Source organism: Plantactinospora alkalitolerans (genome assembly GCF_015690345.1).
Classification (GTDB): domain Bacteria; phylum Actinomycetota; class Actinomycetes; order Mycobacteriales; family Micromonosporaceae; genus Plantactinospora; species Plantactinospora alkalitolerans.
Genome location: NZ_JADPUN010000151.1, coordinates 1 through 24,274, shown reverse-complemented (window position 1 = coordinate 24,274; position 24,274 = coordinate 1). Strand labels below are relative to the sequence as shown.

Here is a 24,274-nt window from a genome sequence, read left to right as displayed (position 1 = left end):
TCTTATCGCTTTCTGCATAAGAAGGGGCCCTTCTTAACACCTCGACATCATGATCGAGGAACCCAGCCGAGAAAGCGGGTCGAGAGTTGGGCGGGGTCGGAGTTGGGCAGATCGTGCGGCGCCCGATGTAGTTGACCGGCGAGATACCTGAGCAGCCCGATCCCGAGCACGTCACGGCGCTGACGCGGGTCTGGGACGGAGTACGCTCGGTGGCACTGCCCCGGAATCTGACCCACGACATGATTTCGAAGATGGTGAACGGATATGACCGCTAGCACCCCCGCATGGCGGAAGTCGTCGCGCTCCAACTCCAACGGTGGAGACTGCGTCGAGATCGCCGACGAGCTGGCGCCGGGCGTGGTCGGCGTACGGGACAGCAAGGACCGGCAGGGGCCGGTGCTGACCTTCGACCAGCCCGCCTGGCGGGCCTTCGTCCGGGACATCGTCGCCCCCTGACGCGTACGTCGGGCGCCAGCGGCGCCTTCCGGATGGCGCCGATCCCCGTCCGCACTCAACCTCGCCAGGGACCTGTGGCGTCTACCTCGCATCCGAGCAACAGACGCGTTGCGGACGACCTGGAGGTGGCGTGGGGTCACGCGTGGACGATGAACAGTTTCGACTGTTCGTGCGACAGCAGTGGGGGCCGTTGACCAGGACGGCCTATCTGCTGACCGGCGACCGGGGGACAGCGGAGGACCTCGTCCAGTCGGCGTTGGAGAAGACCCATCGGCACTGGGGTCGGATCCTGCGCAAGGACGCACCCGAGGTCTACGTACGCCGGGCGATGGTCAACACCGCGATCAGTTGGCGGCGGAGACGCCGGCCGCTCGAGGTCCCGCTGCTGGCGTCGGACAGCGAACCGGTACCCGACGCGTACGCCCGGGTGGAGCAGCGGCAACAACTCGTTCTGGCGCTCCGGCAACTGCCGCGCCGGACCCAGGCGATTCTTGTGCTGCGCTACTTCGAGGATCTCAGCGAGGCGGACACCGCCAGCATCCTCGGCTGCTCGGTCGGTTCGGTGAAGAGCCAGGCGTCGCGGGGCCTGGCCCGACTGCGGGCCCAGCTCAATCCGACCGTTCCATCCTCACCGGTACGCCTCCAGGGAGAACCAGCATGACCGAGGACCTTGTGGAATCGACGCTCCGGGACACGTTGCAGCGGGAGGCGGACGGCGTCGGCGTACTCGAAGATCCATGGCCGGGGTTCGCCAGGCGTGAGGTACGGCACCGCCGGACGCGGCGGCTTGGCACTCTCGGCGTCGCCGCCGGGGTCGTCGCCATCGCCGTCGGGATCCAGGCCGGCGTCGTGCCGCTGCCGGGTCGGCCGTCCACCGTCGCGACCGCCTCGGCCCCGTCGGCGCTGGCCGAAGGACCGACCAGAGGTTCGCTCGCCGGTGACCGGGCGTGGCTGACCGCGTTCCGCGACCAGGTCGACGGGTTCGACGACCCGCGGGGCCGGGGCCGGTGGGAGGTGGCGGACCGGAAGGAGATCCGGATCGTGTACGCCAGCGACCGGCCCGGACTGCGGCTCGCGCTCGCCTATGCCCCACTCCGGCTCGGCTCCGACGCGCAGTGGCATTTCCTCTGGTACGAGGGAGCGACCGGTGCCGCAGCCCGACAGATGAGAGCCAGCGGCGGCGAGCAGGACACCGACCCCTCCGTCCTGGCCTTTCTGCGGGCCACTCCGGAGGACGGCGGCTTCGGGATCGCGATCGGACCGCTCGACTCGACCGTGACGATCATCGGGGAGCCGCACTACTCGCCGAGCGGCAGAGTCGAGCCCCGGCAGTTGGCCGTTGCGGACGGGGCCGGCGTCGCGGTGGCGGTCCTGCCGCCGTCGCCGTCCATCTCCGTTCTTCTCGCCCGGGTCACCCGGAACGGCGATCTCGTCCACCAGGAGCGTTTGGCCGGCGGTGCGTACGGGCCGTCGTTCGGCCTGCCGGGGAGGTCGACCGACGCGGTGCTCGACGCCGCCGTTCGGGGAGCCCGAGGTCCGGAACTGGACCGGGCCGTCCTGACGGACTTCATCTCGGCGGCGCTCGAGGACAGTTGTCTCCCGTCGACCGGGGTGGCCGTACGGCTGCTCTGGTCGGGTCCGGTGCAGGGCCAGACCGCCGCGCTGCTCACCGTCCAGCCCACCGGCGGCGGGGTTCTCGCGTACGTGATGCGGCGCGGCACCGACGGGTCCGGTTGGACGGACCTGCGGCTGCTGCTGCCGGCCGAGGGTGCCGAGCGGCGTCCCATCGGATGGCGGCTGCGCGGCGAGGACTCGGAAACCCGGACGGACGAGGTGATGGTGGTGGCTCCGGCCGGTGCCGCCACGGCCTCGGTCACGATCGGCGGTGCGGCACCCGTTCCGGTTCCACTGGACCCGTCGAAGGCCGGTACCACCAGAGTGCCTCTGGGCCGGTCCGCGACCGTCACGGCGTATTCCGCCGATGGTTCGGTGCTGGCGAGTACCCCGGTACCGCCGGGAGAGGACGACTCGTCCGGGTTGCCGGGCGACACTCCCGGTACCCGCGTCGTCCCCTGACGATCAGTCGACGACGTCGTCGCGCTGACGGACGGATCAACGGGGAGTCTGGGTGGGGTGGGAACTCCACCCAGACTCCCCGTCGCGAATACCGGCACTCCCGTCGCGGGAGCGGGCCAGGGGAGTCGGACGGGGGTTCCGTGGGCTTGGTTACCGGCGGGTACCCTCCCCTCGTTACCGGCGGGTATCGTCAGGGCACCAGGCGGACACCGCCGGGGCACGAGGAACGGGGAGGGCCGCGATGACCAGTGAACCGTCGTTCGACGCATACCTGCTGCCGGAGGAACACGAGGCGGTCCGCGAGGCAGTCCGGGAGATCTGCGACGCCAAGGTCGCGCCGAACGCGGCCGAGGCGGACGAGACCGGCGAGTTCCCCAAGGCGTCGTACGAGGCTCTGCGGGCCTCCGACTTCCACGCCCCGCACATCCCGGTCGAGTACGGCGGGGCCGGTGCCGACGCGCTCGCCACCGCGATCGTGATCGAGGAGGTGGCCCGCGCCTGTGCGGCGTCCTCGCTGATCCCGGCCGTGAACAAGCTCGGCACCCTGCCGCTGTTGCTGGCCGCCTCCGAGGAGTTGAAGCGGCGCTACCTGCCGCAGGTGGCCCGGGGCGAGGGCATGTTCTCGTACTGCCTCTCCGAGCCGGAGGCGGGCAGCGACGCCGCCTCGATGACCACCCGGGCGGTACGCGACGGCGACTCCTACGTGCTCAACGGCGTCAAGCGCTGGATCACCAACGCGGGAGTGTCGGAGTACTACACGGTCTTCGCGGTGACCGATCCGTCGGCCCGGTCCCGGGGAATCTCCGCCTTCGTCGTGGAGAAGTCGGATCCGGGGGTCAGCTTCGGTGCGCCGGAGAAGAAGCTCGGAATCAAGGGCTCGCCGACCCGCGAGGTCTACCTCGACGACGTACGGATCCCGGCGGACCGGATGATCGGGGATCCGGGTACCGGCTTCGGCACCGCGATGCGGACCCTGGACCACACCCGGGTCACGATCGCGGCCCAGGCGGTCGGGATCGCCCAGGGGGCACTGGACTACGCCAAGGGGTACGTCAAGGAGCGCAAGCAGTTCGGCAAGGCGGTCGCCGAGTTCCAGGGGATCCAGTTCATGCTCGCGGACATGGGCATGAAGCTGGAGGCGGCCCGCCAGTTGACGTACGCGGCGGCGGCGAAGTCCGAGCGCGGCGACGCCGACCTGACCTTCTTCGGCGCGGCGGCCAAGTGCTTCGCCTCCGACGCCGCCATGGAGATCACCACCGACGCGGTGCAGTTGCTCGGCGGGTACGGCTACACCCGGGACTACCCGGTGGAGCGGATGATGCGGGACGCCAAGATCACCCAGATCTACGAGGGTACGAATCAGGTGCAGCGGATCGTCATGGCCCGCCGACTCCTCCAGGACTGAGGTGGGGCACCGGGGCCACGCCCGCTGGTTGCCCGCTGCCCGGCTGGCCCGGTGCATAGGATCGCCGCATGAGTGCTGAGGCGTTCGGCGGGCCCGGGTGGTGACGGCGGCCGGATCCCCGACCTGACGCTGTGGTCTCGACCCCAGCCCCGGAGTGTCTGGCTGACGCTCACCGACCTGCTTCTCGCGGTCGAGATCGTGTCACCCGGCTCCGAAGCGATGGACGAGGTGGTCAAGCGCCGCGAGTACGAGCGTGCGGGGATCCCGCGATACTGGATGGTCGAGCGGGACGTAGCGCAGACCGTCACCCTGTACGTGCTCAGCACCGACAAGACCTACCAGGTGGCGGCGAAGATGCCTCTGGCGTGGCTACTGCACACCGCGCCGGCGGACCACCACCTCGCCCGCTGACCGGCACCATCCGGACCCACCGGCGATACGGCGGTCAGGCGGCGGCGCGGTCCGGTGCCGGGCGGCGCCGCCGGGCCGGATCGGTCAGTACGGGAGGCCGCCAGGCGCCGTCGGGCTGGTACACGTTCGTCCCGGGCGGGACGATCTCGTCGATCCGGTCCAGGACGGCGTCGTCGAGGGCGAGCGCGGCGCCCTTGAGCGACGCGTCGAGCTGTTCCATCGTGCGGGGCCCGATGATCGCCGACGTGACGGCGGGATGGGCGACGGTGAAGGCCACCGCAAGCTCCGGAAGCGTGCAGCCGATGCCGTCGGCGAGTTCGACGAGCTGTTCGACGATCTCCAGCTTGGTGACGTTCACCGGAAGCGAGGGATCGAACCGGGCCGGATTGAGCGCGGCCCGGCCGTTCGCCAGATCGACGGGTCGACCCTTGCGGATCTTGCCAGAGAGGAAGCCGGACGCGAGCGGGCTCCAGACGAGCACACCCATCCCGTACCGCTGGCAGACCGGAAGCACGGACGTCTCGATTCCCCGGGCCAGGATCGAGTACGGCGGCTGCTCGGTCCGGAACCGTCCCAGGGACCGGCGCTCGGCGACGTGCCGTGCCTCGACGATCTCCTCGGCCGGGAAGGTCGAGCAGCCGAAGGCCCGGATCTTGCCCTGGCTGACCAGGTCGGTCAGCACCGAGAGGGTCTCCTCGATCTCGGTGGTGTGGTCCGGCCGGTGTACCTGGTAGAGGTCGATCCAGTCGGTCCCCAGCCGCTTCAGGCTCTCCTCCACCGCCTGGAGGATCCAGCGCCGGGAGTTGCCGCTCCGGTTGCGGCCCTCGCCCATCTGGAAGTGCACCTTGGTCGCGAGTACGACCTCGTCCCGCCGCTCCCGCAGTGCCTTTCCGACGATCTCCTCCGACTCGCCGCCGGAGTACATGTCGGCGGTGTCGACGAAGTTGATGCCCTGGTCGAGGGCGGCATGGATGATCCGGATGCTGTCGTCGTGGTCGGAGTTGCCGACCGAGCCGAACATCATGGTGCCGAGGCAGTGCACGCTGACTTCGATGCCGGTGCCGCCGAGTACGCGATAGCGCATGATCGTCTTCCTTTCGACGACGGCACCGTATGACCTGGAGTCGGCTCTAGGTCAAGCTCGCTCGTACCCTTGCTGCCATGCCCGACTCCGACACCGCGCTGACCATCGGCCAGGTCGCCGAGCGGACCGGTCTCAGCGTGCACACGCTGCGGTTCTACGAGCGCGAGGGGATCCTGACCCACCCGGTACGCCGCGACGGGGGTGGCCGCCGTCTCTACACCGAGCACGACGTGGACTGGCTGACGGTCTGCGTGATCCTCCGTGCCTCCGGCATGCCCCTGCCGGCGATCCGCCGGTACACCGAACTGGTCACGGCGGGCGCCGGTAACGAGGCGGAGCGGCTCACCCTGATGCGCCAGCACCGTGAGCGGGTGACGAACCAGATCGCCCAGCTCACCCGCTCCCTCGACTTGATCAACTACAAGGTCGGGGTGTACGAGGACATTCTCGGCGCCTGACGGCGGGTGTCGTCCGCTACCTCGGGCGGGTGCCGCCGGCTACCTCGGGCGGGTGTCGTCGCCGAGTCGCCGGGTCGCGCCGTCCGTACCGTCGTCGTCCGGGTCGCCGGTGAACTGGGTGGTCTCGTCCGTACCCCAGGAACCGTGCCGGGCCGGAGCCGGCGGCGGCGTCAGTGGGGAGAAGGTCGGCGGCATCGGCGGCGCGGAGGTGGGCGGCCCGGGCACCGGTGGGCCCGAGATCGGTGCGCCCGGCGCCTGCTGGCCGGGCGTCCGCGGCTGTCCCGGCGTTCCGGGCGGTCCGTAGTACGGCGTTCCGGGCGGGGTGTTGTGCGGCGCTCCCGTCGGGCCGTAGTTCGGCGGCACCGGGGAGCCGTAGTTCGGCGAGCCCGCCGGCCCGTAGCTCGGGCTCGCCGAGGGGCCGTGGTTGGGTCCGGCGGCAGGGCCGTAGTTCGGTGGGTGCCCGGCCGGACCACCCGGCGGAAACTGGCCACCGGCGGGAACCTGACCACCCGGCTGGTACTGACCACCCGGCTGGTACTGACCACCCGGCTGGTACTGACCACCCGGCTGGTACTGACCACCCGGCTGGTACTGGCCGCCCTGGGGAACCTGGCCGGACGGCGGCATCTGGCCGGGTGGTACGAAGGGCGGGTAGCCGGGCTGTCCGGCGCCCCCGGGATGGTGAGCCGCAGCCGGACGGTTGCCCCGCCAGCGGTGCGGCAGCGCCACGGTGGCGAGTAGCGGGACCGCGATCAGTACGGAGAGCGCCCCGACCGGGACCGTCAGGGCGAACTCGGTGCCGAGGAAGTCGTTCGGCATCAGTCGGATGATCGAGCGGATGTCGATCAAGGCCCAGAGCGCCATGATCATGAACAGCCCGCCGGCGGCGGCCGGGCCGAGTGGGGACCACCGGGGCAGTAGCAGTGCGGCGAGCAGGGCGGCGGCGACGATCAGGATGACGAATCCGAGGAGCGCTCCCGGGGTGGATTCCTCGTTCAGCCCGAAGTTGAATTTGGCCCACCCGAGACCGGTAAGCACCCAGAGTATCGGCGCGCCCACGATCCCCAGAACCAGCGATCCAAGGTGCCGCATCCCAACCTCCTCAGCCGGTTACTTCACGGCACCGTACCCGCACAGGGCAAAGGTCACCTCCCCGTGTTGGTCCGGGGCGGATCGACCGAACGACCCGCCCCGGGCATCGTCAGCTGGTCGTACTGTCCGCCGCATCGTCACGGTTCGCGCTGGTCCGGGGCGGAGCCGACCACGGCGACCCGGACGGTGACGCCGCGTCGCGGCGTGGCAGTGGCGGCAGCGGGGTGGTGTCCGGTTCCGGATAACCCAGGGTCGGCGGGTTGATGTCGTGCTCCGGGGGGTTGTTCAGCACCGACCAGTCCGTCGGCGTCGGCTCGTCCACATCAGACGCGGCCGGAACGGCAGTGGGAACCGTACGGGGCCACCGCCGCCATCGCTGGACACTGAACGTCGCCATCAACAGCAGCACGCCGATCAGGAACATCGTGCCGTTGTCCAGGACCTGGACCAGTGGCAGCGGGTCGCCGAAGATCTTCCAGTTCGTCGGCACCGCGTCCCGCACCGTGAACGGGTCGATGAACAGCCCGACGTACGGGGCGACGAGCAGCAGGCCGGCGACGACCGGGCCGAGCGGCGACACCCGCAGCGTCCCGAGCAGGCCGAGCAGGACGCCCGCGACTCCGAGATAGACGGCGGCCTGAATCAGGTTGGCCGTGTTGTACGTACCGAGTTCCACCCAACGGGTGACGGTGCGGGCCGACCCGTCCTGGCCGAGCGCGATCAGTGCCCAGGAAAGTGGCGCCGCCACCACTCCGGCGAGAAAACTCCAGAGATGTCGCATCCGCGCACCGTACCTTCTTCGGCCGGATCGGGCAGCCTACGCAGCGCCGGACAGTTCGATCTTGTTACCCCGTGAGCGCCGAGTAACCAGCGTCACGGGACGGGGCGAGGCTCCTGGCCAGCACCGTACCGTTGCCGCATGACCGAGCGTAGCGAGGGAGTCGGCCAGTTCAGGTTGCCAGGTCATGGTGCCGACGAGCGCAGCGAGGAGACGCCATGACCGAGCAGATCGTCGTGCCACCGCCCGGGAAACCGACCTCGTACTCGCGGGTGACGCTGAGTCGGATCATGACGGCGGTGGATGTCAACCTCTACGGCACGGTGCACGGCGGCGTGCTGATGAAGTTCGTCGACGACGTCGCCGGAGCCTCGGCCGCCCGGCACTCCGGCGGTACGGCGGTGACGGCCGCGATCGACGAGATCGTCTTCGCCGAGCCGGTCCGGGTCGGTGACCTGGTGCACGCGCACGCCCAGGTCAACTGGACCGGGCAGACCTCGATGGAGGTCGGGGTTCGGGTGGTCGCCGAGCGCTGGGACAGCGCCGAGGACGATCCGATCGTGGTGGCCACGGCGTACCTGGTCTTCGTCGGGGTGGACGTGGCCGGCAACCCCCGCCCGGTGCGGCCGGTCCTGCCGGAGAGCCCGGTCGACGAGCGTCGGTTCCGCGAGGCGGAGATCCGCCGGGCGCATCGCCTCGCCAAGCGCCGTGCCATCCAGGACCACCGCGCCGTGAGCTGAGTCGGGCGTTAAGCGGGGACCCTTCCTATACAGAAAGCGATAAGAAGGGGCCCTTCCTTACACCCCCACCCCCCACATGAGGTGGGGGGTGGGGGTGTGGGCTCCGGGCGCAGAATTGCTGATCGGGGTACGGCAGGATGGCGACCGGTCCGGTACAGCGGCGTACCGGCCGGGGAGGAGGAGCGGGACCATGGTTGGCGAGGTGCTCTGGAGCCCACCGGTCGACGTACGCGACCGGTCCCGGATCGGCGCCTATCTGGACTGGTTGCGCACCGACCGGGGACTTGAGTTCGACGACTACGCCGCCTTGTGGCGCTGGTCGGTGACGGACCTCGACGGATTCTGGCGGTCGATCTGGGACTACTTCGAGGTCAAGGCGTACGCCGAGCCGACGGCGACGCTCGCCGACGCCGGAATGCCCGGAGCCCGCTGGTTTCCCGGCGCCACGCTGAACTACGCCGAGCACGTGCTCCGGATGCCGGGTCTGGCCGACGACGCGCCGGTGGTGCTCGGGCACAGTCAGACCCGCGCGCCGGTCACCCTGACCGCCGCCGAACTGCGCGAGCAGGTACGCCGGGTCCGGGCCGGACTGGTCCGGCTCGGGGTCGGCACCGGCGACCGGGTCGCGGCGTACGCTCCGAACGTTCCCGAGACGTTCGTGCTGATGCTGGCCACCACCAGCCTCGGCGCGATCTTCTCCTCCTGCGCGCCCGAGTTCGGCACCCGGAGTGTGCTGGACCGCTGGCGGCAGATCGAGCCGACCGTGCTGGTGGCGGTGGACGGCTACCGGTACGGCGACAAGCCGGTCGACCGGCGTGCCGAGGTGGCGGCGATCCGGGCCGCGCTGCCGTCGCTCGGACACACGGTGGTGCTGCCCTATCTGGAGCCGGACGCCGCCCCGCCGGACGGCACCCTGGGCTGGGCGGACCTGGCGGCCGGGACGGACGAACCGCTGACCTTCGCGGCGGTGCCGTTCGACCATCCGCTGTACGTGCTCTACTCCTCCGGCACGACCGGGCTGCCGAAGCCGATCGTGCACGGGCACGGCGGGATCCTGCTCGAACATCTCAAGATGCTCGCCCTGCATCATGATCTCGGTCCGGCGGATCGGTTCTTCTGGTTCACCACCACCGGCTGGATGATGTGGAACTTCCTGGTCAGCGGGCCGGCGGTGGGTGCGGCGATCGTGCTGTTCGACGGCAACCCGGCGGTGGCGGCCGAGCCGGGTCGGCCGGCGCGACCCGATCTCGGCACCCTGTGGCGGCTCGCCGCCGACACCCGGACCAGCTACTTCGGTACCTCGGCGCCGTTCCTGCTGGCCTGCCGCAAGGCCGAGTTGCGCCCGGCGGACCTGGTCGACCTGTCCGCGCTGCGCGGTGTCGGATCGACCGGTGCGCCGCTGCCCGCCGAGGGCTTCCGCTGGGTGTACGACGCGGTCGGCGCCGACCTGCGACTTGATTCGCTCTCCGGCGGCACCGACGTCTGTACCGGTTTTGTCGGCGGCGTGCCGCTGCTGCCGGTACGGGCCGGAGAGATCGCCTGCCGTTGTCTCGGTTCCCGGGTCGAGGCCCGGTCGGCGGACGGCTCGCCGGTGATCGACCAGCTCGGCGAGCTGGTGATCACCGCGCCGATGCCGAGCATGCCGGTGGGGTTCTGGAACGATCCGGACGGGGTCCGCTACCGGGAGGCGTACTTCGACGTCTATCCGGGGGTGTGGCGGCACGGGGACTGGATCACCATCAGCGAACGGGGTAGCTGTGTGATCACCGGCCGCTCCGATGCCACCCTGAACCGGGGCGGGGTACGGCTCGGCACCGCCGAGTTCTACTCGGTGGTGGAGGGGTTGCCCGAGGTGACCGACTCGGTGGTGGTGCATCTGGAGGACGACGAGGGCGGCGCCGGTGAACTGCTGCTCTTCGTGGTGCTGGGCGAGGGGCTGGAGTGGGATCCGGCGTTGGCCGCGAGGATCGCCCGCGAACTGCGTACCGGCCTGTCGCCCCGGCACGTGCCCGACGAGATCCACCAGGTCGGCGCGGTGCCCCGGACTCTGTCCGGCAAGAAGCTGGAGGTGCCGGTGAAGAAGATCCTCACCGGGGCGCCGATCGACTCGGCCGCCGCCACCGGCGCGTTGGTGAACCCGGAGTCGCTGGTCGCCTTCGAGCGGTTCGCCAGGCAGCGTGGCGGCGCCGGGTAGGGCGACCGGGCAGGGTGGCGGCGCCGGGTAGGGCGGCGGTCAGGTCAGTTGCACGGTGACCTTTTCCGTGGCCGTCCGACCGGCCAGCCGGTCCCGGTCGAGCCGGCCGCAGAGCACCACGCTGGCGCCGACGGTCAGCGGGGCGAGCAGCCAGTCCACCGGGTCCGGGTGCCGGGCCGCGTCGACCAGCACCCGGTCGCCGGTACCGATGCCGAGTTCGGTGGCTCGCCGGGCGGCCCGAGCGGCGAGCGGGGCGTCCTGGGGACCGTCCTGCGGCTCGGGGGTGAAGTGGTCGCCGTGTCCGCGTACCTCGATCACGTAGTCGACGTAACCCGCCGGCAGGTCGCGTGCCGGGGCGGCGAGCGGAGCGAGCGCGAGGGCGTACCGGTCGCCGGCCGACCAGGCCGTCGCCTCGGTGATCCGGTCGGTGGCGGCGAAGAGCACGTCGACCGGGCGGGTCACCGGGTCACCGGGTTGGCCGCCGATCACCTCCAACCGGGCCGACCAGCAGCCGAGCAGGACGGCGGCGGTCTGCCAGTGTGGTGGCAGCAGCACTCCGGCGGAGTTCCCCGGCGCCAGCCCGGCCGAGTCGACCAGCAGGTTGGCGGTCTTGGCGACCCAGTTGGCCAGGGTCGCGCCGGAGAGTTCGGTACGGTCGCCGGTCGCGTCGTCGTACCAGGTCAGCAGGGGTCGGGTCGGGTCGGCGGCGATCGCGGCGGCGAAGATCCCGGCAATGTTCTCGGTCATCGTCCGCGACGATACCGACCCGGACGGTTGACGGTCGACGGTGGCCACGCCGGAAGGTCGGTGTCGCCGCATCGGCGGCCGTCAGTACTCATTCGTATGGTTCTGGTACCCACTGTGACCAGCGACACCCGCGAACGGTTTGAGTCATCGGAAAGACAGTTGCCCGACGGGTCGCAGTCGACGCGCTCGGGCGGGCGCGGCGTAGGCTTGGATCCAGTGTTGTTCCCCACACCACACCAGATCGAGGAGTCGCCCAGTGACCGCCGGTCGTCCGCCCCGCGTGCTCATTGACGCCACCAGCGTGCCCGCCGACCGTGGCGGCGTTGGTAGATACGTCGACGGGCTGCTCGGCGCCCTGGGCAAGGTCATCGGACCGGGCCTCGAACTGGTCGTGGTCGCACTGCGCACGGACGGTGAGCGGTACGCCCGGATGCTGCCGGGTGCGGAGGTGATTCCGGCACCGGCGGCGGTGGCGCACCGGCCGGCGCGGCTCGCCTGGGAGCAGACCGGGCTTCCGATGCTCGCCCAGCAGGTCGGCGCGCAGGTCCTGCACTCGCCGTTCTACACCTGTCCGCTGCGGGCCGGCTGTCCGGTGACCGTCACCGTGCACGACGCCACCTTCTTCACCGAGCCCGAGCACTACGACAAGTCCCGGCGGACCTTCTTCCGCAGCGCGATCAAGACCTCGTTGCGTCGGGCGGACCGGGTGATCGTGCCGAGCAAGGCGACCCGGGACGAGTTGATCCGGTTGTTGGACGCCGATCCGACCCGGATCGACGTGGCGTACCACGGGGTCGACCAGGCGGCTTTCCGCGCGCCGGGCGACGAGGAGAAGGCGCGGGTACGTGCCCGGCTCGGTCTGGGCACGAGTAGCTACGTGGCGTTCCTCGGATCCAAGGAGCCGCGCAAGAACGTGCCCAACCTCATCCGGGGCTGGGTCCTCGCGGTGAAGGACCGGCCCGCCCCGCCGGCACTGGTGATCGCCGGTGGCCAGGGTCACGATGACGAGATCGACCGGGCCGTCGCCGACGTACCGGCGCACCTGCGGTTGCTGCGTCCCGGCTATCTGCGCTACGCCGACCTGCCTGGTTTCCTCGGTGGCGCGTTGGTCGCCGCCTATCCGTCCTACGGTGAGGGATTCGGCCTGCCGATCCTGGAGGCGATGGCCTGCGCCGCGCCGGTGCTGACCACGCCGCGGCTGTCGTTGCCGGAGGTGGGCGGTGACGCGGTCGCCTACACCAGCGAGGATCCGCAGCAGATCGCGACGGATCTCGGCGCGCTACTGGACGACGAGTCGCGTCGCCTCTCGCTGGCGAAGGCGGGCTTCGACCGGGCCAAGGAGTTCACCTGGGAGTCGAGTGCCGAGGTGCACATCGCGGCGTGGAGTCGGGCCCGCGCATGATCATCGGAAGAATCCCAGGTCAGCGGGGCTTTCATCGCTTCGCGTGCCGGATTGGTCGCGCACCGTCGCGACAAGCCGGAGTGACCGGGCACACGTGTCCGGCATGATGTGCTGATGCTCTTCGCCGTCATCCCGGCGGGCGGTAGCGGTACACGTCTGTGGCCGCTGTCCCGTGCCGCTCATCCCAAGTTCCTCCATCCGCTCACCGGCACCGGCGACTCGCTGTTGCAGGCCACGGTCAACCGGCTCGGGCCGCTGACCACTCCGGAGCGGACCATGGTGGTCACCGGCGCCGCGCACGTGGCCGCGGTCGCCCGCCAACTGACCGGCCTGCCCGAGGAGAACATCCTGGTCGAGCCCTCGCCCCGGGATTCCTGTGCGGCGATCGCGCTGGCCGCCGCGGTGATCGCGTTGCGCGAGCCGGAGGCCGTGATGGGTTCGTTCGCGGCGGACCACCTGATCGGCGACCCGGACGGTTGGGCCGCGACGGTCCGGGAGGCGGTCGGCGGTGCCGAGCAGGGCCTGCTGATGACGGTGGGCATCAAACCCACCCGGGCCGAGACCGGGTACGGCTACCTCCAGTGCGGCGAGCTGCTCGGCTCGGGGTCGTTGCGCCGGGTCGAGGAGTTCAAGGAGAAGCCGGCGGCCGACGTCGCCGAGGCGTACCTGCGCTCCGGCCGGCATCTCTGGAACGCGAGCATGTTCGTCTGGCGGGTCGACGTCTTCCTGGCCGAGCTGGCCCGGCAGCAGCCCGCGCTGCACGCCGGGCTGACCACCATCGCGAACTCGTGGGAGACGCCCGAGCGGGAGGAGGTGCTCGGCACCGTCTGGCCCACGCTGCCGAAGATCTCCGTCGACTACGCCGTGATGGAGGGTGCCGCCACGGCCGGGCGGGTCGCCACCGTGCCGGGCGACTTCGGCTGGAACGACGTCGGCGACTTCGACACGCTCGGCGAGGTGCTGCCGGCCGACGGGACCGGCAACGTGGTGCTCGGTGCCGAGCAGGTCGAGCCGAAGCCCGGCGTACTGCTCCGGGACTGCGAGCGCCTGGTGGTGGTGCCGCAGTCCGGCCGGCTGGTCGCCGGGCTGGGCCTGCGGGACCTGATCGTGGTGGACACTCCGGACGCGGTGCTGGTCTGCCCCCGCGACCGGGCCCAGGACGTCAAGAAACTGGTCGACGAGCTCAAGGAGCGGGGCGAAGAGAACTACGTCTGAACGCCGCCAGGGCCGGCGCCACCAGTTGCTCGGTGGCGTCCGCCAGCGGCTCGGGCAGCGCGTCGGGCGTAAACCAGCCGAGTTCGACCGATTCGGCGCTGACCCGCTCGACGGCGCCCGCCGGAGCGATCGCGGCGAACCGTACGTCGTGGTGCTGGGAGCCGCCGACGCAGGGCACCGGATGGATGTCCAGGTCGATCGGTACCGGGTCCAGCCGGAGCCCGTCGATGCCGGACTCCTCCGTGGCCTCCCGCAGCGCCGCACCGGCCAGGCTCGGGTCGGTCGCCTCGCAGTGCCCGCCGAGCTGCACCCACTTGCGGAACCGGCCGTGCAGGCAGAGCAGCACCCGGCTGCCGGTCGAGTCCAGCACCAGCGTGCTGGCCGTGACGTGGCCGGGGCGGTGTTCCCGGGTCATCGCCTGCGGCCCGCCGTCGCGGAGCAGGCGGAGGGTCCGGTCCAGGGCACCGGCCGCACCGGCGGTCGGCGGTTGCCAGGCGGTGAGCAGGGTCAGCGCGTCGGCGTACAGGGCATCCAGCACACCGGTCACCCTAGGCGGAACTCGTAGCATGATCCTATGACCCGCCCTCTGCGTACGGTGGAACTCGGCGTCGCCGGCAACGAGGCGAGCGACCTGTTGCCGGTACATTCGCCCGCGCTGCTCGCCGCGCACGGCGCACGGCGAGCCTTCTGGACGGTGCTCGACGAGGGGTCGGTCGAGCAGTGCCTGGCCCTGCTGATCGAGCGGTACGACGGCGGATGGGTCACCCACCACCTGCCGATGGACGCCGGTGCGGAGAACGGCCGGACCGAGGACGGCGAGGCGCTGGCCCGGTACGGCGAGTGGATCTACGTGCTGGGTTCGCACTTCGGTTCGAAGCGCGGACCGCTGCGTCCCCGTCGCGCCTTCGTGGCGCGGTTCCGGGAGGCCGACGCGGTCGTCCCGGTGCCCCGGCTGCACGTGGTACGGAACCAGTTCCGACTGCACCGGGCCGTGAACGACGCCATCGTGGCCGCCGGCATCACCGTGCTGCCCCCTGGCGAGCAGGTGCGGCACCGGTTCATCGTCGCCACCCGGGACCGGGGTACCGCGCGGGCGAAGACCTGGGTGAGCCGGTTGGCCGACAACGACCTACCGGTGAACGTGGAGGCGGCGGCCTTCACCCCGGCCGGCACCCTGCTGCTCGGGCTGCGCTTCCCGGTGACCGACCGGGGCGAACCGATCGCCGTCGAGGTGGCTGACCTGGCCGGGATGTTCGACCGGCGGAGCTGGCCACGGGTCGTCGGGGCGTACGCGGTGACCGGGGTCACCCGGCCCGGCGAACTCACCGGGTTCCGGGCGCTCTCGTCCCGGAACGACGGCTCGTACGACGCCGTGATCGGCTCGATCGACGCGCTCGGCAAGGGCTCGGTGCTGCTCGACGAGCATCCCTCCGGAGGAGACGTTCCCAGTCGGCACGTGCGGTTCCGGTGGGGTGCCGGTCAGGAAGGCCCGGTGCTGGCCGGCGAGCTGGTGTCGGACCTCGCGCCGTTGCACAACGTGGAGGGTCTGACCGAACTGGACGGTGCCCGGTACTACGTGACCGACGAGGATCACCGGGTCGCGCTCTGGATCGGGGTGGGGGATCGGCATGGTGCGGAAGGCGACTACCCGGACGGAACCCTTCGCGGATGAAAGGGCCGCGAACCCTCGTTGGGACCGTCCGGGTGCCGCGTTCCTCCCCTACCCCCGGCACACCGCAGGGCCGGTCCAGCGTCATGGACGCCGGTGACCCCGGTATCGGCACAGTGAGCATGCCCGGTGGGTCCGCTGGCCGTCGAGGTATTTCAGCTCTGGCTGAAAGATAGAGATGGATGGCATCGGGGTAGAGTTCGACGGGTTGCCGGACACCCTCATCCGGCGACTCGGGAGTGCGTGCCATGCTGAGAATCTTCTTCTCCAGCGAGGACGTCGCCCGGACCCGCGTCGCACCTGCCGCGGACCAGGTCTGGGAGCTTGTCCTCAGCCTGCACCTGTTGCAGGGGCGCAGCCGCGATCCGGTGATGGCCGGCTGGCGGCGTGACGTGTCGGGCGGGCTCCGCCGGGACAGCGCGCTCGGCCAGCTACGGCTGTTGCTCGCACTCAACCCGCCCCGTGGCTACTTTCCCGACTTCCTGACCCCGTACCAGAGCCTGCACGGGCTGGAGGCGGGACTGGACGGCATCCGGTCCACGCCGATCGCCGCACTGGAGCGGGACCTGAACGTGCTCGCCGGGGAGAACCCGCTCTCGCTGCCCAGTTCGGCGAGCGCCCTGGCCCGGGGGGACGGCGAGGTGCTGCGGTACCTGACCGATTCGATGCGGGTCTACCAGGTGACGGCGATCGAGCCGTACTGGGCGAGGATCCAGGCGGCCGTGGAGGCGGACCGGAACCGCCGGGGCCGGGCGCTGCTCGACGGTGGCGCCGAAGGACTGCTGGCCAGCCTGCGTCCGGCGATGCGCTGGGACTCCGGGGTGCTCGAGGTCCCGGACTATCCGGTCGTCCGGGAGTTGCATCTCGACGGGCGTGGACTGCTCCTGGTGCCGTCGTTCTTCTGCGCCCGTATCCCGGTGACCCTGGTCGACCCCGAACTGCCTCCGGTCCTGGTCTATCCGGTCGACCGGCTGGGCGGCCTGGTCCCGGCCCCGCGCGAGGGCGCCGGTTCCGCCCCGTCGGCCGGACAGGGCAGCGGCCGGGCGGCACTGGCGGCGCTGATCGGGCGTACCCGGGCGAGGGTCCTGGAGGTGGTGGGGGACGGCTGTTCCACCGGGGAGGTGGCCCGCCGGCTGCACATCTCGCCGGCCGCCGCGAGCCAGCACACCTCCGTGCTGCGCAACGCGGGGCTGCTGGTCAGTCACCGGGACCGCAACACCGTGCTGCACACCCTGACCCCGCTCGGCCGGGCGATGCTGGACGGCTGACCACGACCACCGTCCGCCTTCGCGGGCGGTGGACGGCCGGGCCGGGTCAGAGCGGCGGGACGACCGGGGCCGGGGGACCGGTGACCACCAGGGTCGCCCCGACGGCGCCGGCGGGCGCCGGAAGCACGGTCGAGTCGACGCCCTCGGCGGCCAGCGCGGCACGCAGCCGGTGCAGGTCGGCACCGAACCGGATGAGCGCGCCGGGATCCACCACGTTCGCGCCGAGGGCGGACGCGGCGCCGTACGGATCGGTGCCGTGCGACGCGGGCGGGCGGGGCGGCCAGCAGTCGATCAGCGCGGTGGCACCGGACGGTGCCGTTGTTCCGGGCGCAGCGGACGAGATCGGCCCGGTCGGCGACGTACCGCCGAGCCGGTACCGTACCCGCTCGTCGTTGACCAGGGTGAAGACCGTGCCCGGGGTGACCACCCCGGCCACCGTGCCGATCGCCCGGTTCACCGCCGTCAGGTCGACCAGCCCGGTCGGCTCGTCCGGTCCGGCGGCCCGGCGGCCGGTCGGGGTGGTCGAGTCGCCGAGGGTGGCGGCGGCGCGTAGCCCCTCCGCCCTCGCCTCGGCGGTGCCCAACGCGAAGAGATCGTGCGCCGCGTCCCGGACCAGGGCCGCCGCGCCGGCACCGTCGTCCGGCTCGGCGGCGTTCAGGTAACCGCGGATCACCGCGACCGGTACCTGGTCGCACTTGCCCTTCACCAGTTCGCCCGCACCGGCCAACTCGTCCACCACGGCCATCTGGGTGATGCTCAGCTTGTTGCCGTACGGGTCGACCTCGCCCCGGTGGTCGCGGACCGCCGGCATCCCGGCGACGCCCAGCGCCACGTCGGTGAGGCCGTTGCGCCACGGACGGCCCATCGTGTCCGAAACGATGATCGCCACGTCGGCGCCGTGCTGCTCTCGGATCGCGGCCCGTAGCCCCCGGGCGGACGCGTCCGGGTCCTTCGGCAGCAGCACCAGCCGCGAACGGTCCACGTTGGAGGCGTCGATCCCGGCCGAGGCCATCACGAATCCGTGGTGCGTCTGCACGATCCGGGTCGCGCCGCGCCGGGCCACCGGCCGGGCGGTCTCCCCGGCGAGGATCTCGATCCGGGCCGCCTCCCGCTCCGGCCCGTCGACCGGTACGTCGACCATCCGGCCCTCCGCCTTGGACACGATCTTGCTGGTCACCACCAGTACGTCGCCGTCGCGCAGCCAGGGGGCGGCGGTCGAGATCAGCGCCGCCAGGTCGTCGCCCTCGGTGACGTCGCCGATGCCGAGTACGGGTAACACCTCTAGTCTCATCGGAGCTCCATCGCGGTCCGGACCATCGTCACGGTCGCCGCCTCGTCGGTCATCCACAGCGGTGCCGCCCGCACGGTCAGGCCCGGGACCTCGGCACCGGCGTCGGTGGTGTCCACCAGCCAGGAGTCCAGGATGCCACCGGCGGAGCGGGGACCGTAGAGCCCGCCCACCCCGGCCGCGGTGCAGGGCACCCCGAGCACCGCCAGGCAGCGGTCGGCCATGCCCCGTACCGGGGAGCCACCGATGATCGGGGAGATGCCGACCACCGGCGCGGTGCCGGTGACCAGCGCGTCCCGGATCCCTGGCACGGCGAGGATCGGCGCGATGCTCACCACCGGATTGCTCGGCGCCAGCAGGACGACGTCGGCCTCGGCCAGCGCGTCCGGTACCCCCGCCGCCGGCTTGGCCGCCTCGGCGCCGACGAAGACGAAGCGGTGGGTCGGCAGAGCGCCCCGGTGGCGTACCCACCACTCCTGGAAGTGGATGGCGCGCTGGGCGTCCGGGTCGTCGGTCGTACCGTCGTCGGGTCCGCTCACCACGACGTGGGTCTCCAGGCGGTCGTCGGTGGCGGGCAGCAGTCGTACGCCCGGTTGCCAGCGCGCGCAGAGCGCCTCGGTCACCGCCGAGAGCGGATATCCGGCGCCCAGCATCGAGCTGCGGACCAGGTGGGTCGCCACGTCCCGGTCGCCGAGGCCGAACCAGGTCGGCTCCGCGCCGTACGCGGCCAGTTCCTCCTTGACGGTCCAGGTCTCGCCGGCCCGTCCCCAGCCCCGTTCCCGGTCGGCGCCGCCGCCGAGGGTGTACATCACGCTGTCCAGGTCCGGACAGATCTTCAGCCCGTGCAGGAGTACGTCGTCCCCGACGTTGACCACCGCGGTCACCTCGGCGCCGGTCTGACGGGCGTACGCACGGACGCCGGTCAGGAAGCGGGCGCCGCCGATGCCCCCGGTCAGTACCACGATGCGCATGTTCACCATCCTCGCCCATCCGCTCTGCGCGGGCGGCGGGCGGGTTGGCCGACTAGGCTCAGGCGTCGCCACCGTCCGTTAACTGCCTGAGGGGGAATATTGACCAGCCAGCCCGGGCCCGCGCCGACCGACGCGCCGCAGGCCAGCCAGACAACCAAGCCGCTCCGCGAGCTGATCGCGATGGTGCTGCTCGGCGCCAACGCGCTGTTCCTGTTCAGCGGCATGATCGAGCTGTTCTTCGGGGGCTGGGAGGGTGCCGACTTCGGCGACCGGTCGCTGGGCGCCTTCTACTCGTTCGTGGGCATCGAGCAGGCCGTGCTTCCGGTGCTCGCCGTGCTGCTCGTGACGCACATCCAGCCGGTGACCGGGCAGGCCCGCCTGATCACCGTCGTCGCGCTCGGCGAGTACGCCTTCTCCGCACTGTTCGGCGTGATCACGCTGCTCGCCGGGCTCTCCAGCCTGCTGGCCGAGGCGCAGTTCCGACGGGCGTTCACCGGAACCCTGATGATGGTCGGCGCCCTCGCGCTGCTCGCCGTCGGCGCCTTCGTGGTCTTCCGGGTGTGGCGGGCACTGTTCTACGTGCCGAAGCCGAAGCCGCAGCCCGGTGTCTACGGCCAGCCGCAGCCGCACGGTCAGCAGCCGTACGGCCAGCAGCACCCGTACGGCCAGGCTCCGTACGGTCAGCAGCCGTACGGCCAGCCGGGTTACCCGCCGGCCGGCTACCCCCAGGGCCAGGGCGTCGACCCGAACGCCTACGGCCAGCCGACGGCCTACGGCCAGCCCACCGAGTACGGCCAGCCGGCAGCCGGCTACCCGCAGCCCACCGGTTACGGCCAGCCGGGCGCCTACGGTCAGCCTGTCTCCGGCGTTCCGGCTCCGGCGTCCGCCCCACCCGCGAGCGGCCCGCCGGTCCCACGGCCTAGGCTGCACGAGTGGCTGATGGGACTGACGGGGCACCGACCACCGCGAGCCTGCGCCGGGCGTTGCGTCGGGCGGCGGACGGCCGGGCCCTCGACCCGGACGAGGCGACGGCGCTGCTAGCCGCGCGCGGTGATCTCCTGGACGAGTTGCTGGCGATCGCCGGCCGGGTACGCGACGCCGGGCTGGTCGACGCCGGCCGCCCCGGGGTGGTCACCTTCTCCAAGAAGGTGTTCATCCCGCTGACCCGGCTCTGCCAGGACCGTTGCCACTACTGCACCTTCGCCACGGTGCCGCACCGGCTGCCCGCCGCCTATCTGGAGCGGGACGAGGTGTTGGCGATCGCGGCGGCGGGTGCGGCGCAGGGCTGCAAGGAGGCGTTGTTCACCCTCGGCGACCGGCCGGAGGAACGCTGGCCGCAGGCCCGGCAGTGGCTGACCGAGCGGGGCTTCGACTCGACCCTGGACTACCTGCGGGCGTGCGCGATAGCGGTGCTCGAGGAGACCGGACTGCTGCCGCACCTGAACCCCGGCGTCCTGTCCTGGGCGGAGCTGCAACGGCTCAAGCCGGTGGCGCCGAGCATGGGCATGATGCTGGAGACCACCGCGACCCGGCTCTGGTCCGAGCCGGGCGGCCCGCACTACGGCTCGCCGGACAAGGAACCCGCGGTGCGGTTGCGGGTGCTCGCCGACGCCGGGCGGGTCTCCGTACCCTTCACCACCGGCATCCTGATCGGCATCGGCGAGACGCTGGCCGAACGGGTCGACTCGATCTTCGCGATCCGGCGCAGCGCCCGAGAGTACGGCCACATCCAGGAAGTCATCGTGCAGAACTTTCGGGCCAAGCCGGACACCGCGATGCGGGGGATGCCCGACGCGGAGCTGCACGACCTGGCCGCCACGGTGGCGGTGTCCCGGATCCTGCTGGGCCCCGGAGCCCGGATCCAGGCACCGCCGAACCTGATCGAGGGGGAGTACGACCTCCTGCTGCGCGCCGGCATCGACGACTGGGGTGGCGTGTCGCCGGTCACCCCGGACCATGTCAACCCGGAACGCCCCTGGCCGCAGCTCGACGAGTTGGCGGCCCGGTCCGAGGCGGCCGGCTTCGTCCTGAAGGAGCGGTTGACGATCTACCCCGAGTACGTCCGGCGCGGCGACCCGTGGCTGGATCCCCGGCTCGCCGCCCACGTGGCCGCGCTCGCCGACCCGGTCACCGGGCTGGGCGTCGCGCGGGCGCGGCCGACCGGCCGTCCCTGGCAGGAGCCGGACGACGCCTTCGTGCCGGGGGGCCGGGTCGACCTGCACGCCACGATCGACACCATCGGGCGGACCGGTGACCGGCGCGGCGACTTCGACCAGGTCTACGGCGACTGGGCCGAGGTCGGCGCCCGGATCCCCGGAGCCGTCCCGGTACCAGCGCTGGGGGATCAGGTTCCGGTGCCGCGTGGCGGGGCCCCGGCCGGCGGTGACCCCGACCTGCGCGCCGGGCTGCGGCTGGCGGCCGACGATCCGGCCGCGCTGCTGGAGCCCCGGCACGAGGCGGCGGCACTGGCGCTGTTCGCCGCCGACGGGGCGGCGCTGGACGAGGTGTGCCGGATCGCCGACGACGTCCGCCGGACAGTGGTCGGCGACGACGTGACGTACGTGGTCAACCGCAACATCAACTTCTCCAACGTCTGCTACGTGGGCTGCCGGTTCTGTGCGTTCGCGCAGCGGGAGCGGGACGCCGACGCGTACCGGCTCTCGGTCCGGCAGGTTGCCGACCGGGCCGAGGAGGCATGGGCGGCCGGTGCCACCGAGGTCTGCATGCAGGGCGGGATCGACCCCAAGCTGCCGGTCTCGGTGTACGCGGAGCTGGTCCGGGGGATCAAGGCCCGGGTGCCGGGCATGCACGTGCACGCCTTCTCGCCGATGGAGATCGTCACCGGTGCCGCGAAGGCGGGCGTGCCGGTCCGGGACTGGCTCACCGAGCTGCGGGACGCGGGCCTGGACACCATTCCCGGCACGGCGGCGGAGATCCTCGACGACGAGGTGCGCTGGGTGCTGACCAAGGGCAAACTGCCGGCGGCCACCTGGGTCGAGGTGGTCAGCACCGCGCACGAGCTGGGCATCCGGTCCAGCTCCACGATGATGTACGGCCACGTCGACCATCCTCGGCAGTGGCTGGGACACTTCCGGGTGCTGGCCGGGGTACAGGACCGTACCGGCGGGTTCACCGAGTTCGTCGGCCTGCCGTTCGTACACACGAACGCCCCGATCTATCTCGCCGGGATCGCCCGGCCCGGTCCCACCTGGCGGGAGAACCGGATCGTGCACGCGATGGCCCGGCTGCTGTTGCACGGCCGGATCGCCAACATCCAGTGCTCGTGGGTCAAGCTCGGTGACTCCGGAACGGCGGAACTGCTCCGGGGCGGCTGCAACGACCTCGGCGGCACGCTGATGGAGGAGACGATCTCCCGAATGGCGGGATCGGAGCACGGTTCGGCCCGAACGGTCGCGCAGCTCGAACGGATCGCCACGGCGGCCGGCCGACAGGCCCGGCGGCGCACCACGATCTACGGACACGCCGGTTGACCGCCTCCGGTCGGTGGTCCACGGACACCCCCGTTCGCGGGACGCCAAGGGGGCGCACCGGGCGCGAAACGCCGATATCTGACGCAACTCGCCGAGCGGGGCGTTACCCCTGCCGGGTCTGAATCGATAGGGCAGGTTGCGAGACCGCGATGACTCCACAGTCGTCCGGGCACGCGGTAGGGGTGACTCCACTTAGCAGGTTCGGCTTGACGACGCACGTATAACACACGTGTAATTCCAGTGGGGTCGTTCGTACGGAGCGCATCAAATCGCTACCGGGCGGACAAACACGCCTTCCGCGTGGGGGGTTGCGCCGGCTGCCACGCCGGTGCGCGATAAGGAGGCAACTGGATGGACGGCCGACTCGAGGTGGCCGACCTGCTCGGAAATGCTCCGGAGTGGCAAGAGCGCGCGCTGTGCTCGCAGACCGATCCGGAGGCGTTTTTTCCCGAGAAGGGCGGCTCGACCCGCGAGGCGAAGCGGATCTGCTCCCGATGTGAGGTCAAGACCGAGTGCCTGGAATACGCGCTCGGGCACGACGAACGGTTCGGGATCTGGGGCGGGTTGTCCGAACGCGAACGGCGCAAGTTGAAGCGTCGCGTCGCCTGAACCGGCCGCGCCCGGGTGGTGGGGGCCGCCCGGGTCAGGCCAGCTCGTCGGGATCGACACCGAGCAGGTTCGCGACCTGCTCGATGATCACGTCGTGCACCAGGTCGGCGAGGTCCTCGCGGTCTATCGCCCGGAACTCCAGGGGGCGGCGGTAGAGCACGATCCTCGGCGGCACCTCCTGCCGTCCCGGGCGCCCGGGCAGCAGGCGGGCCAGCGGCACCTCGCCGTCCTCCAGGACGTCCGAGTCGTAGACGTTGAGGTCCGGTGGTACGTCCTCGACCGCGAACTCGACCCCGGCCAGCTCCTTGGCGAACCGCCGCTCCAGGGTCTCCACGGTGTCCAGCACCAGATCGTCGAAGATCTCCGATTTCGTCCGGGCCAGCGGAACCGTCGCCGGAACCAGCCGGCCGCGCAGCCCGCGCCCGTGCCGATCCCGGCGGGACCGGCGCCCGGGGTCGGGCCGGCGATTCTCCGGACTGGTCATCTCGAACCCCGCTCCACTCGTCGTGAACGTCCCGCCCACGACGACAGGGTAGACCCGGTGCGGTCAAGATCGGCTCGTGGATCAGGTCGTGTCTCCGCGCGGAGGCCCGAATTGTGATCACCACTACCGGCGTGTCGGAAGCCCAAGCGGAGCGGCGGAGCCGGTAATGGAGATACCGTGCCGCCGTGAGGTCACCACGGCGTTGCTCCCGCAACGGCTGTCCCCGACAGGCCGTAGCCACGCTGACCTATGTCTACACCGAGTCGACCGCGGTGGTGGGTCCGCTCGCGGCCTTCGCCGAGCCGCACACGTACGACCTCTGTGAGCCGCACGCCCGGAGCCTGACCGCGCCGCGTGGCTGGGACGTGGTCCGGCACGAGGGGGAGTTCGAGCCCCCGCCCCCGACCACCGGCGACCTGGTGGCGCTCGCCGAGGC

Annotated in this window: 24 protein-coding genes; 16 read left to right on the top strand and 8 right to left on the bottom strand. The window is 71.4% G+C overall.

The window, feature by feature from the left end; all coding sequences use genetic code 11:
* Window positions 1-264: 264 nt before the first annotated feature.
* The 5 genes from I0C86_RS15550 (at window position 265) to I0C86_RS15530 (ending at window position 4,348) form a co-directional block, all read left to right on the top strand.
* Window positions 265-456: a DUF397 domain-containing protein gene (locus tag I0C86_RS15550; protein WP_196201940.1), complete on the top strand. Its 192-nt coding sequence runs from the start codon at window positions 265-267 to the stop codon at window positions 454-456.
* Between the two features lie 142 nt (window positions 457-598).
* Window positions 599-1,117, top strand: coding sequence for a SigE family RNA polymerase sigma factor (locus tag I0C86_RS15545; RefSeq protein WP_323373653.1), 519 nt, complete (start codon window positions 599-601; stop codon window positions 1,115-1,117).
* Window positions 1,114-2,532: a hypothetical protein gene (locus I0C86_RS15540; protein WP_196201938.1), complete on the top strand. Its 1,419-nt coding sequence runs from the start codon at window positions 1,114-1,116 to the stop codon at window positions 2,530-2,532. The genes I0C86_RS15545 and I0C86_RS15540 overlap by 4 nt, the downstream gene beginning before the upstream one ends.
* Before the next feature lie 241 nt (window positions 2,533-2,773).
* Window positions 2,774-3,937 carry an acyl-CoA dehydrogenase family protein gene (locus tag I0C86_RS15535; RefSeq protein ID WP_196201937.1) on the top strand — a complete coding sequence of 388 codons (1,164 nt, stop codon included), beginning with the start codon at window positions 2,774-2,776 and terminating at the stop codon, window positions 3,935-3,937.
* Window positions 3,938-4,009: 72 nt separating this feature from the next.
* Complete coding sequence (locus I0C86_RS15530) at window positions 4,010-4,348, top strand: Uma2 family endonuclease (RefSeq protein WP_196201936.1); 339 nt, start codon at window positions 4,010-4,012, stop codon at window positions 4,346-4,348.
* Between the two features lie 34 nt (window positions 4,349-4,382).
* On the opposite strand, the gene I0C86_RS15525 is transcribed toward I0C86_RS15530, so the two are convergent.
* The gene (locus I0C86_RS15525; RefSeq protein ID WP_196201935.1) at window positions 4,383-5,432 is read right to left on the bottom strand and encodes an aldo/keto reductase; all 1,050 of its coding nucleotides are present in this window, start codon (window positions 5,430-5,432) and stop codon (window positions 4,383-4,385) included.
* A gap of 77 nt (window positions 5,433-5,509) precedes the next feature.
* Here I0C86_RS15525 and I0C86_RS15520 point away from each other — a divergent pair, with 77 nt between their 5' ends.
* On the top strand, window positions 5,510-5,890 hold the full coding sequence (locus tag I0C86_RS15520; RefSeq protein WP_196201934.1) for a MerR family transcriptional regulator: 381 nt from the start codon (window positions 5,510-5,512) through the stop codon (window positions 5,888-5,890).
* Window positions 5,891-5,929: 39 nt separating this feature from the next.
* On the opposite strand, the gene I0C86_RS15515 is transcribed toward I0C86_RS15520, so the two are convergent.
* On the bottom strand, window positions 5,930-6,982 hold the full coding sequence (locus I0C86_RS15515; RefSeq protein WP_196201933.1) for a hypothetical protein: 1,053 nt from the start codon (window positions 6,980-6,982) through the stop codon (window positions 5,930-5,932).
* 109 nt (window positions 6,983-7,091) lie between these two features.
* On the bottom strand, window positions 7,092-7,763 hold the full coding sequence (locus I0C86_RS15510; protein WP_196201932.1) for a hypothetical protein: 672 nt from the start codon (window positions 7,761-7,763) through the stop codon (window positions 7,092-7,094).
* A 215-nt stretch (window positions 7,764-7,978) separates the two neighbouring features.
* On the opposite strand from I0C86_RS15510, the gene I0C86_RS15505 reads away from it, so the two are divergent.
* Both I0C86_RS15505 and I0C86_RS15500 read left to right on the top strand, forming a co-directional pair.
* Window positions 7,979-8,500, top strand: coding sequence for an acyl-CoA thioesterase (locus tag I0C86_RS15505; protein WP_196201931.1), 522 nt, complete (start codon window positions 7,979-7,981; stop codon window positions 8,498-8,500).
* Between the two features lie 190 nt (window positions 8,501-8,690).
* The gene (locus I0C86_RS15500) at window positions 8,691-10,694 is read left to right on the top strand and encodes an acetoacetate--CoA ligase (protein ID WP_196201930.1); all 2,004 of its coding nucleotides are present in this window, start codon (window positions 8,691-8,693) and stop codon (window positions 10,692-10,694) included.
* A 39-nt stretch (window positions 10,695-10,733) separates the two neighbouring features.
* On the opposite strand, the gene I0C86_RS15495 is transcribed toward I0C86_RS15500, so the two are convergent.
* Entirely contained in the window at window positions 10,734-11,441 is a 708-nt protein-coding gene (locus tag I0C86_RS15495) for a TIGR03089 family protein (RefSeq protein WP_196201929.1), read from the bottom strand.
* A gap of 256 nt (window positions 11,442-11,697) precedes the next feature.
* Here I0C86_RS15495 and I0C86_RS15490 point away from each other — a divergent pair, with 256 nt between their 5' ends.
* Entirely contained in the window at window positions 11,698-12,843 is a 1,146-nt protein-coding gene (locus tag I0C86_RS15490) for a glycosyltransferase family 4 protein (protein ID WP_196201928.1), read from the top strand.
* A gap of 114 nt (window positions 12,844-12,957) precedes the next feature.
* A complete protein-coding gene (locus I0C86_RS15485; RefSeq protein WP_196201927.1) occupies window positions 12,958-14,058 on the top strand; it encodes a mannose-1-phosphate guanylyltransferase in 1,101 nt (366 codons plus the stop codon).
* Here I0C86_RS15485 and I0C86_RS15480 read toward each other — a convergent pair.
* Window positions 14,027-14,626, bottom strand: a complete 600-nt coding sequence (locus I0C86_RS15480) for an NUDIX hydrolase (RefSeq protein WP_196201926.1) — start codon at window positions 14,624-14,626, stop codon at window positions 14,027-14,029. The genes I0C86_RS15485 and I0C86_RS15480 overlap by 32 nt on opposite strands.
* A 6-nt stretch (window positions 14,627-14,632) precedes the next feature.
* On the opposite strand from I0C86_RS15480, the gene I0C86_RS15475 reads away from it, so the two are divergent.
* Window positions 14,633-15,730, top strand: coding sequence for a hypothetical protein (locus tag I0C86_RS15475; protein ID WP_196201925.1), 1,098 nt, complete (start codon window positions 14,633-14,635; stop codon window positions 15,728-15,730).
* A 245-nt stretch (window positions 15,731-15,975) separates the two neighbouring features.
* Entirely contained in the window at window positions 15,976-16,995 is a 1,020-nt protein-coding gene (locus I0C86_RS15470; RefSeq protein ID WP_196201924.1) for an ArsR/SmtB family transcription factor, read from the top strand.
* 46 nt (window positions 16,996-17,041) lie between these two features.
* Here the strand turns inward: I0C86_RS15470 and I0C86_RS15465 are convergent, their stop codons facing one another.
* Together I0C86_RS15465 and cofD are read right to left on the bottom strand one after the other, a co-directional pair.
* A complete protein-coding gene (locus tag I0C86_RS15465) occupies window positions 17,042-18,286 on the bottom strand; it encodes a coenzyme F420-0:L-glutamate ligase (RefSeq protein ID WP_196201923.1) in 1,245 nt (414 codons plus the stop codon).
* Window positions 18,283-19,254, bottom strand: coding sequence for a 2-phospho-L-lactate transferase (gene cofD, locus I0C86_RS15460; RefSeq protein ID WP_196201922.1), 972 nt, complete (start codon window positions 19,252-19,254; stop codon window positions 18,283-18,285). Before cofD ends, I0C86_RS15465 begins: the two co-directional genes overlap by 4 nt.
* 99 nt (window positions 19,255-19,353) lie before the next feature.
* On the opposite strand from cofD, the gene I0C86_RS15455 reads away from it, so the two are divergent.
* From I0C86_RS15455 to I0C86_RS15445, 3 genes are all read left to right on the top strand, one after another.
* A complete protein-coding gene (locus I0C86_RS15455; protein WP_196201921.1) occupies window positions 19,354-20,295 on the top strand; it encodes a hypothetical protein in 942 nt (313 codons plus the stop codon).
* Entirely contained in the window at window positions 20,187-22,745 is a 2,559-nt protein-coding gene (locus I0C86_RS15450) for a bifunctional FO biosynthesis protein CofGH (protein WP_196201920.1), read from the top strand. Before I0C86_RS15455 ends, I0C86_RS15450 begins: the two co-directional genes overlap by 109 nt.
* Before the next feature lie 351 nt (window positions 22,746-23,096).
* Window positions 23,097-23,354 (top strand): WhiB family transcriptional regulator, encoded by a 258-nt coding sequence (locus I0C86_RS15445; protein WP_192765159.1) that lies wholly within the window; start codon window positions 23,097-23,099, stop codon window positions 23,352-23,354.
* Between the two features lie 34 nt (window positions 23,355-23,388).
* On the opposite strand, the gene I0C86_RS15440 is transcribed toward I0C86_RS15445, so the two are convergent.
* Window positions 23,389-23,838, bottom strand: coding sequence for a metallopeptidase family protein (locus I0C86_RS15440; RefSeq protein WP_192771793.1), 450 nt, complete (start codon window positions 23,836-23,838; stop codon window positions 23,389-23,391).
* A 185-nt stretch (window positions 23,839-24,023) separates the two neighbouring features.
* Here I0C86_RS15440 and I0C86_RS15435 point away from each other — a divergent pair.
* The coding region (locus tag I0C86_RS15435; RefSeq protein ID WP_196201919.1) for a DUF3499 domain-containing protein at window positions 24,024-24,274 on the top strand (251 nt) is incomplete at its 3' end.

What these genes read in the sequence shown, in the direction of transcription:
- I0C86_RS15520 (WP_196201934.1), top strand. Translation starts at nt 5,510, where the DNA reads ATGCCCGACTCCGACACCGCGCTGACCATCGGCCAGGTCGCCGAGCGG.
- I0C86_RS15550 (WP_196201940.1), top strand. Translation starts at nt 265, where the DNA reads ATGACCGCTAGCACCCCCGCATGGCGGAAGTCGTCGCGCTCCAACTCC.
- I0C86_RS15505 (WP_196201931.1), top strand. Translation starts at nt 7,979, where the DNA reads ATGACCGAGCAGATCGTCGTGCCACCGCCCGGGAAACCGACCTCGTAC.
- I0C86_RS15495 (WP_196201929.1), bottom strand. Translation starts at nt 11,441, where the DNA reads ATGACCGAGAACATTGCCGGGATCTTCGCCGCCGCGATCGCCGCCGAC.
- cofD (WP_196201922.1), bottom strand. Translation starts at nt 19,254, where the DNA reads ATGCGCATCGTGGTACTGACCGGGGGCATCGGCGGCGCCCGCTTCCTG.
- I0C86_RS15535 (WP_196201937.1), top strand. Translation starts at nt 2,774, where the DNA reads ATGACCAGTGAACCGTCGTTCGACGCATACCTGCTGCCGGAGGAACAC.
- I0C86_RS15525 (WP_196201935.1), bottom strand. Translation starts at nt 5,432, where the DNA reads ATGCGCTATCGCGTACTCGGCGGCACCGGCATCGAAGTCAGCGTGCAC.
- I0C86_RS15470 (WP_196201924.1), top strand. Translation starts at nt 15,976, where the DNA reads ATGCTGAGAATCTTCTTCTCCAGCGAGGACGTCGCCCGGACCCGCGTC.
- I0C86_RS15500 (WP_196201930.1), top strand. Translation starts at nt 8,691, where the DNA reads ATGGTTGGCGAGGTGCTCTGGAGCCCACCGGTCGACGTACGCGACCGG.
- I0C86_RS15445 (WP_192765159.1), top strand. Translation starts at nt 23,097, where the DNA reads ATGGACGGCCGACTCGAGGTGGCCGACCTGCTCGGAAATGCTCCGGAG.
- I0C86_RS15510 (WP_196201932.1), bottom strand. Translation starts at nt 7,763, where the DNA reads ATGCGACATCTCTGGAGTTTTCTCGCCGGAGTGGTGGCGGCGCCACTT.
- I0C86_RS15465 (WP_196201923.1), bottom strand. Translation starts at nt 18,286, where the DNA reads ATGAGACTAGAGGTGTTACCCGTACTCGGCATCGGCGACGTCACCGAG.
- I0C86_RS15540 (WP_196201938.1), top strand. Translation starts at nt 1,114, where the DNA reads ATGACCGAGGACCTTGTGGAATCGACGCTCCGGGACACGTTGCAGCGG.
- I0C86_RS15480 (WP_196201926.1), bottom strand. Translation starts at nt 14,626, where the DNA reads ATGCTACGAGTTCCGCCTAGGGTGACCGGTGTGCTGGATGCCCTGTAC.
- I0C86_RS15485 (WP_196201927.1), top strand. Translation starts at nt 12,958, where the DNA reads ATGCTCTTCGCCGTCATCCCGGCGGGCGGTAGCGGTACACGTCTGTGG.
- I0C86_RS15515 (WP_196201933.1), bottom strand. Translation starts at nt 6,982, where the DNA reads ATGCGGCACCTTGGATCGCTGGTTCTGGGGATCGTGGGCGCGCCGATA.
- I0C86_RS15440 (WP_192771793.1), bottom strand. Translation starts at nt 23,838, where the DNA reads ATGACCAGTCCGGAGAATCGCCGGCCCGACCCCGGGCGCCGGTCCCGC.
- I0C86_RS15475 (WP_196201925.1), top strand. Translation starts at nt 14,633, where the DNA reads ATGACCCGCCCTCTGCGTACGGTGGAACTCGGCGTCGCCGGCAACGAG.